Source organism: Streptomyces sp. NPDC127092, from assembly GCF_042722475.1.
Taxonomy (GTDB): domain Bacteria; phylum Actinomycetota; class Actinomycetes; order Streptomycetales; family Streptomycetaceae; genus Streptomyces.
On the sequence record NZ_JBHXFE010000130.1, the window covers coordinates 984 to 2,502 of the forward strand.

The 1,519-nt window shown below is 72.9% G+C and carries 2 protein-coding genes; one reads left to right on the forward strand and one right to left on the reverse strand.

Features of this window, described 5'->3' with window-relative positions; translation table 11 throughout:
* On the forward strand, positions 1–938 hold a 938-nt coding region (locus tag ACFWJO_RS37900), incomplete at its 5' end, for a M18 family aminopeptidase (protein ID WP_386872686.1).
* 69 nt (positions 939–1,007) lie between these two features.
* On the opposite strand, the gene ACFWJO_RS37905 is transcribed toward ACFWJO_RS37900, so the two are convergent.
* Complete coding sequence (locus tag ACFWJO_RS37905) at positions 1,008–1,436, reverse strand: hypothetical protein (RefSeq protein WP_386872688.1); 429 nt, start codon at positions 1,434–1,436, stop codon at positions 1,008–1,010.
* Between the last annotated feature and the right edge of the window lie 83 nt (positions 1,437–1,519).

Genomic DNA, 1,519 nt, shown 5'->3' on the forward strand with positions numbered 1-1,519 from the left:
AGCTGGCCATCCACCTGGACCGCGAGGTCAACGAGGGGCTGACGCTGAAGCGGCAGCGGCACACGAACCCCGTCGTGGGGGCGCTCGCCCCGCGCGGCGAGGGCGAGGCCGACGGTCTGGCCGCCCGCGTGCCCGGTGACGTGCTGACCGCGCTCGCGGCCGCCGCCGGCGTGGACCCGGCCGCGGTGCGCGGGCACGACGTCGTGGTGGCCGACGCCCAGGCGCCCGGACTCTTCGGGCTGGCGGGCGAGTTCTTCGCGTCGGGCCGGCTGGACAACCTGAGCTCGGTGCACGCGGGTCTCGTGGCGCTCGAGGAGCTGGCGCGCGAACACGGCGGCGCCGAGGGGGCGATCGCGTACGAGGGGACCGTCGCGGGCGGGGTGGCCGGTGAGGCGGCCGGCGCCCCGGTGATCCCGCTGCTCGCCGCGTTCGACCACGAGGAGCTGGGGTCGGCGTCGCGGTCCGGGGCGGCCGGGCCGCTGCTCGAGGAGGTCATGGGGCGCGTGCTCGAGGTGCTCGGCGTGGCCGGGCAGGGCCGGGCGCGGGCGATCGCGGGGTCCTGGCTGCTGTCCGCGGACGCCGGCCACCTGGTGCACCCGAACTACGCCGAGCGGCACGATCCCGTGAACCACCCGCGCGTGAACCACGGCCCGCTGCTGAAGATCAACGCCAATCAGCGCTACGCCACCGACGCGGGGGGTGGGGCCGCGTTCGCCCGCTGGTGCGGCGTGGCGGGGGTGCCGTTCCAGGAGTTCGTCTCGAACAACGACGTCCCCTGTGGCTCCACCATCGGCCCGATCTCGGCGACCCGCCTGGGCATCCGGACCGTGGACGTGGGCCTGGGCCTGCTGTCCATGCACTCGGCGCGTGAGATGTGCGGCGTGCGGGACGTGGAGCACCTGACGGCGGCCGCGCGGGAGTTCTTCCGCGGGGTGTGAGGCGTGGCGGCGGATGACGGCCGCCACGAGCGGCGTGCGCGGGTCTGCGTCAGCCGGCGGAGCCCGGTGTCACAGCGTCCGATAGGCGCCGATCTGGACCAAGGTCTTGCCGTTCACGACGGCGGAGCCGCGCCCGTTGACCGACACGCCGGCGAGGGTCGTGCTGCAGTTGCTGTACCACCCGATGAGCGGCAGGGTGATGGTGCCTGAGACGGGGGCGGGTACCGGGGTGAGGAGCCTGCTGACGTAGCGGTAGTACTGGATGTTGTTGTCGGTGTACAGGACCGGACTGCCGGTGCCGGAGACCTCACGGGTCGGGGTGCTCCAGGACGGGGTGGAGCTCGTCCAGGTGAAGGTGGTGGGGTTCCTCCCAGTCTCCATCGCATCCACCATGCTCTTCTGCACCAGGATGGAGGCGGTCACACCCGTCACCGTGGAGCCGATGGGCACATTGGCGATCCGGTAGTAGTAGGTGCTGTTGTCCGTGGTGACGCTCAAGCGGGTCGAACTCGAGCCGCATGCCGACACCGACGCGCCGGGCACGGCTGCCTGGGTGCCGCGGGTGACCAGGAACGAGCGGT